This window comes from Stenotrophomonas sp. HMWF003 (genome assembly GCF_003061285.1).
Lineage (GTDB): Bacteria > Pseudomonadota > Gammaproteobacteria > Xanthomonadales > Xanthomonadaceae > Stenotrophomonas > Stenotrophomonas maltophilia_AP.
In genome coordinates this window covers 4,406-9,746 of the sequence record NZ_QAIW01000027.1, presented here as the reverse complement: position 1 = coordinate 9,746, position 5,341 = coordinate 4,406, and the positions used below count along the sequence as shown (strand labels likewise).

Sequence of the window (5,341 nt, the reverse complement as noted above, 5' to 3'; positions counted from 1 at the left end):
GAGCTGGGTGGTCAGCGCAATCCCGGGCGTGGCCGGGGCATCGGCAGGGGTGGGCTGGGCAGTGGCGTAAGCGGCGACGGCGGACATGGCGGGCTCCTGCATTGCGGTAGGCCCCACCGTGCGCCGCCGTACCGTATATGACAAAACAGTTATAGCAATGCTTTACATAAGTTGTGCTTATACTCGTGACGCCATGCCCACACCGCCCGCGCCAAGTCCCCGTTTTTCCTACAAGTCCGACCGGCTCAAACCACTGCGCGCGTTCTGCCAGACGGTGCGTCTGGGGTCGGTCTCACGGGCGGCTGAGGCGCTGTTCGTCAGCCAACCGGCCATCAGCCAGCAGTTGCAGGCGCTGGAGCGCGAGCTGGGGGTGGACCTGTTCGAGCGCAGCGGGCGCCGCCTGGTGCCGAGCCGCGAGGGCCAGCTGCTGTTCGAGATGGCCTTGCCGCTGGTGGAAAACCTGGACGGGCTGGAGGCCAGCTTCCGCGACAAGGTGAAGGGGCTGGATGCCGGCGAGCTCAACATCGCCGCCAACAGCTCGACCATCCTGTACCTGCTGCCGCGCATCGTGGAGCGCTTCCGCCAGCGCCACCCGGACGTGCGCCTGACCCTGCACAACGCGATCAGCGCCGACGGTACCGACCTGCTGCGCAGCGACGCGGCCGACCTGGCGGTGGGTTCGATGACCGACGTGCCGGCCGACCTCAGCTACGCCCCGGCCTACCGCTTCGAGCAGGTGTTGATTGCCCCGCCCGGGCACGCGCTGGCGCGGGGCGAGCTCAGCCTGGAGGCGATCTCGCAGCATCCGCTGGTGCTGCCGCCCAAGCGCCAGATCACCTACCGGCTGGTCGACCAGGTGTTCCAGCGCCACCGCCTGCCCTACACCGTGGCGCTGGAAGTGGGCGGCTGGGAAGTGATCAAGCAATACGTGGCGATGGGCATGGGCATCTCGATCGTGCCCGCGCTGTGCCTCAACGACGCCGACCGCGACCGGCTGGTAACGCGCTCGATGAGTGCCTGGTTCCCCGAGCGCAGCTACGGGGTCATCGTGCGCCGCGGGCGCTTCCTGTCGCCGCAGGCGCGTGCCTTCATCGAGCTGATCCAGCCGGACCTGTTCAGTCCGCGCAGCTATGATGAAAGCGGTCATTCCGAGCGCTGACGCCTGCCCTGCCATGTCGATCGAACTGCGCCACCTGCGCTACTTCCTGGCCGTCGCCGACACCCTGCATTTCGGCCGCGCGGCCGAACGCCTGGGGATGTCGCAGCCGCCGCTCAGCCAGCAGATCCGTCAGCTGGAAACACTACTCGGCGCACGCTTGTTCCTCCGCGCGAACCGCCGCGTGGAGCTGACCGAAGCCGGGCGCGTGCTGCAGGAACAGGCCACGGCGGTGCTCGAACGCATGGACAAGGCGGTGGACCTCACCCAGCGCGCGCAGCGCGGCGAAACCGGCGAGCTGCGCATCGGGCTGACCCGCGCCACGCCACTGTCCACGCAGATTCCGCGGGCGATCTTCGCCTACCGCCAGCAGTTTCCGCAGGTGCAGTTGAAGCTGCGCGAGATGAACACCCTGCAGCAGATCGATGCGTTGATGGCTGGCGAGCTCGACGTCGGGCTGATCCGCAAGCGCGCCCTGCCCGCGCCGTTGATGTCGCGCAAATTGTTCAGCGATCCGCTGGCGCTGGTGGTGCACGACCAGCATCCGCTGGTGCGCGCGCTACCGGCTGACGCGTCGGTGGCACTGCGGCTGTTCGCGCACGAACCGTTCGTGGGCTTCCTGCGCGAGGTCGGTGCCGGTATCCACGATCACTTCATCGCGTTGTGCCGCAGCGCGGGCTTCACCCCCCGCATCATCCAGGAGGCCGGCGAGGCCTCGACGCTGATCAGCCTGGCGGCCTCGGGGCTCGGGGTGACGGTGCTGCCCGCCTCGTGCAGCCATATCCAGGTGGACGGCGCGCGCTTCGTGGCGCTCAGCGACCGCGCCGCCAGTTCGGAAGTGCACGTAGCCTGCCGGCGCGGCACCGCCTCGCCGCTGATCGCCCATTTCACCCAGCTGCTGCAGGGCCAGGCCAACGGTTGAGCACCGGCGAGGCCAGCAGCGGAACGCCGCTGCCGTCAGCGGCTCACCGCAAGCGCGGCGCCCGCCGGTTGTACGCGCCGCCCCAGCCGCCAGGCGATCACGCCGCCGGCCACGGTCAGCACACCGACGAAACCGCACACACCCAACCAGTCCCAGTGGGTGTAGAACACGCCGCCGATGACGCCGGCCACGCTGGAGCCCAGGTAGTAGGCGAACAGGTACAGCGCCGACGCTTCGGCGCGCAGCGTGCCGGCCCGGCTGCCGACCCAGCTGCTGGCCACCGAGTGCCCGCCGAAGAAGCCGAACGTGACCAGCGCGATGCCGGCGGCCATGCAGCCCAGCCACGGCAGGGCCAGCAGCACGATGCCCAGCGCGATCAGCCCGTAGCAGATGGCCAGCACGCGGCTGCGGCCATGCCGGGTGGCCTGCTGCCCCATCCACGCCGAACTGAAGGTGCCGACCAGGTACACGCTGAAGATCAGGCCGACCACGGTCTGGCTTAGCCGGTATGGCGGGGCGAGCAGGTGGTAGCCGAGGTAGTTGTAGAGGGTGACGAACACGCCCATCAGCACGAAGGCGGTGGCGAACAGCCACGGCAGGCCGGGGTCGGCGAACAGGCGGCCCCAGCGCGCCGGCAGTTCGCGCAGTCCGCTGCGGCGCTGCTGGAAGTGGCGCGACGGGGGCAGCTGGATCCACAGCAGCACGGTGCTGAGCAGCGCGATCGCCGAGACTACGCCGATGCCCCAGCGCCAGCCCCAGTGGTCGGCCACGATGCCGGCGATGAGCCGGCCGCTCATGCCGCCGATGGCGTTGCCGCCGATGTACAGCCCCATCGCCAGACCCAGCGCGCGGCTGTCCATTTCTTCGGCCAGGTAGGTCATGCCCACCGCCGGCACGCCGCTCAGCGCGATACCCAACAGCGTGCGCAGCACCAGCAGCGTGGACCAGTCGTCCACCATCGCGGTGGCCACGGACAACACGCTGGAGGCCAGCAACGCGGCCACCATCACGCTGCGGCGGCCGATGCGGTCGGAGATCAGCCCGGCGATCAGCATCGACACCGCCAGCAGGCCGGTGCTCAGCGACAGGGTCAGCGCGCTGTTGGCCGCCGACACGCCGAAGTGCCGGCTGAACTCGGGCAGCAGCGGCTGCACCGTGTAGAGCAGGCCAAAGGTGGAGAACCCGGCCAGGAACAGCGCGGCCGCCGTGCGCCGGAACGCGGGCGTGCCCTGCTGGATCTGGTCTGCCGCCGCCGTTGCGGGAGCAGCGGGGCTGCGGTCGGGAACCGCTGCGGTGTCGCCATTCATGCGGATATGGCCCGCCTGCGCGGGCCCGGACGAGAAGTCAGCGCTCAGGATAGGCAGCGCCGACAAGTCGATCCATAACCTGGAATGTCTGCATCGAGACGATCTACATATCGATTCAGATCGCGACCGCAGTTACAGCGCCTGCCAGGTCAGGCCGTCCCCGCGCCGGTAGTAGACGTGCGAGGCCTTGCCGTACAACGCGCTGGCCTGGACCAGCCCGAAGAAGCGGCCGTCGGCGCTGTTGCCACGGTGGTCGCCGAGCATCAGCACCTTGCCGTCCGGGACGGTCAGCCCGGTGATGTCCGGCCCGCCGCCCTGGCCAAGATCGAGCTGGGCCACATGCTGGCCGAAGTCTTCGACCTCGCCCTGGCTGGCGTCGGCCAGCGGCTGGCCATTGATGCTGAGGTGGCCGTCATGCAGCTCGACCCGGTCGCCGCCCACCGCGGCAATCCGCTTGATCAGGCGGATGCCGTCCACCGGCGAGTCGAACACCGCCACGTCGCCGCGCTGCGGCTGGCCGGTAGGCAGCAGTTCCACCGAGGTGAAGGGCAGGCGCAGGCCATAGGCGCGCATGTCCACCACCACCCGGTCGCCTGGCATCAGGGTGTGCTGCATCGAACCGCTGGGCACCTGGTAGTGGTTGGCCAGCGAGTCGCGGGCGGCCAACAGCAGGCCCAGCATCACCGCCAGGGGCAGTGCTTCCTTCTTCAGCCAGTGCACGATGCGGTTGGAGGGGGCGGACGCGGGTTCGGTAGCGGGCATATCCATGGCCAGGCTCTCTCGGGGTGTTGGGCTATGACCGTGGCGGGGCCTGCCAAGTTCCCCGGCCGCGCGCCCAGAAGCTACGCGGAATTTATGCGGCGCAGGCACCCGGGGCATGGTGGTTTTACGCGTTCCGGTCGCATCGTGGCACCACCGCGCCGCAAGGCGTTTGAACGAGGTGTTGCATGACCATCCTGATGATCCGGCACTCGCCGCCTGGCGCGGCACCGGACACCCTGCCGCTGCCTGCCCGGGTCGCCGGGCACCGCGTGGCCTGCCGCGACTGCGATTCCCTGCCGGCGCTGGTGCGCTGCCTGCAGCGGGCACAACGCAGCCGCCCGGCGCTGGTGCTGATTGCCACCACGGCGGTCGATGCGCCGCAGTGGGCGCGCTATGGGCAGGCGCTGCGCACGGCGCTGGAGGCGCTGCCGGCGCCCTACATCGAGATGGCCAGCAACGACGACGACGCGCTGGACGACCACCTGCACCCGCAGCACGCGCCGACCGCGCGGGTGGTGTGCAGCAGCGGCCGCGCCGATGCGTGCCGGCTGTCGCTGGCCATCGCGGCGCGTCGCCTGGCGGCGGAGGCCTGAGCCATGTCGATTTTCATCATTCGTGGTCCGGAGGCGGCCGGCCAGCTGATCCGCACTGCACAGCCGTTGCCGGCGCCGGTGTTGAAGTCGCTGGTGCACCGTGCGATCGACGCGGGCACCACGGTGGCCATCCGCGCGTGCGGGTCCGAACAGGAACTGCTGGATGCGCTGCGCGTGGCCGACCACAGCCGGGGCGAGGTGACCCTGCTCGACCCGGGTGCGTGCGTGGGCAGCCTGCGCCTGCAGCAGTTGCTGCCCTACCTGCGCAATGCCTACGTGGAAGTGCACGACGATGACACCCGCAGCCCCGAAGCCTGCCTGCCGCCGGACATCGGCCAGCGCATCGGCGTGGCACACGGGTACTGCGCGCAGAGCTACATGCATGCGCTGGAGATCGCACTGGACCACCTGGGGTGCAGCGAGATCGTGGACGGGGTGCACGTGGGGACGTGAGGGACGCTGCGGCCACGCGGGGCGGTCGGTCGGTGTGTCGGGCGCTGGGGTCCCCTACCCTTTCCGGCGAATGTCCTCCGGCGTCGGCCTGCGGCCGCCCCCTCCCCCTTTATTTCGCCTCCAAGGGTAGGGGACCCCAGCACCCGAC

At 69.7% G+C, this 5,341-nt stretch carries 6 protein-coding genes; 4 read left to right on the top strand and 2 right to left on the bottom strand.

The features are described 5' to 3' along the window. Positions 1-193: 193 nt before the first annotated feature. Both DBR34_RS01065 and DBR34_RS01060 read left to right on the top strand, forming a co-directional pair. Positions 194-1,159, top strand: a complete 966-nt coding sequence (locus DBR34_RS01065; protein WP_038691179.1) for a LysR substrate-binding domain-containing protein — start codon at positions 194-196, stop codon at positions 1,157-1,159. Positions 1,160-1,172: 13 nt separating this feature from the next. Beyond that, positions 1,173-2,078 (top strand): LysR family transcriptional regulator, encoded by a 906-nt coding sequence (locus tag DBR34_RS01060; protein ID WP_128095359.1) that lies wholly within the window; start codon positions 1,173-1,175, stop codon positions 2,076-2,078. Positions 2,079-2,113: 35 nt separating this feature from the next. On the opposite strand, the gene DBR34_RS01055 is transcribed toward DBR34_RS01060, so the two are convergent. Together DBR34_RS01055 and lepB are read right to left on the bottom strand one after the other, a co-directional pair. Beyond that, positions 2,114-3,385 (bottom strand): MFS transporter, encoded by a 1,272-nt coding sequence (locus DBR34_RS01055; protein WP_128095360.1) that lies wholly within the window; start codon positions 3,383-3,385, stop codon positions 2,114-2,116. A 132-nt stretch (positions 3,386-3,517) separates the two neighbouring features. Continuing rightward, complete coding sequence (gene lepB / locus DBR34_RS01050) at positions 3,518-4,153, bottom strand: signal peptidase I (RefSeq protein ID WP_128095358.1); 636 nt, start codon at positions 4,151-4,153, stop codon at positions 3,518-3,520. A gap of 179 nt (positions 4,154-4,332) precedes the next feature. Here lepB and DBR34_RS01045 point away from each other — a divergent pair, with 179 nt between their 5' ends. Together DBR34_RS01045 and DBR34_RS01040 are read left to right on the top strand one after the other, a co-directional pair. After that, a complete protein-coding gene (locus DBR34_RS01045; RefSeq protein ID WP_128095357.1) occupies positions 4,333-4,740 on the top strand; it encodes a hypothetical protein in 408 nt (135 codons plus the stop codon). Between the two features lie 3 nt (positions 4,741-4,743). Next, positions 4,744-5,193, top strand: coding sequence for a 3-dehydroquinate dehydratase (locus tag DBR34_RS01040; RefSeq protein ID WP_128095356.1), 450 nt, complete (start codon positions 4,744-4,746; stop codon positions 5,191-5,193). Positions 5,194-5,341: the final 148 nt, after the last annotated feature.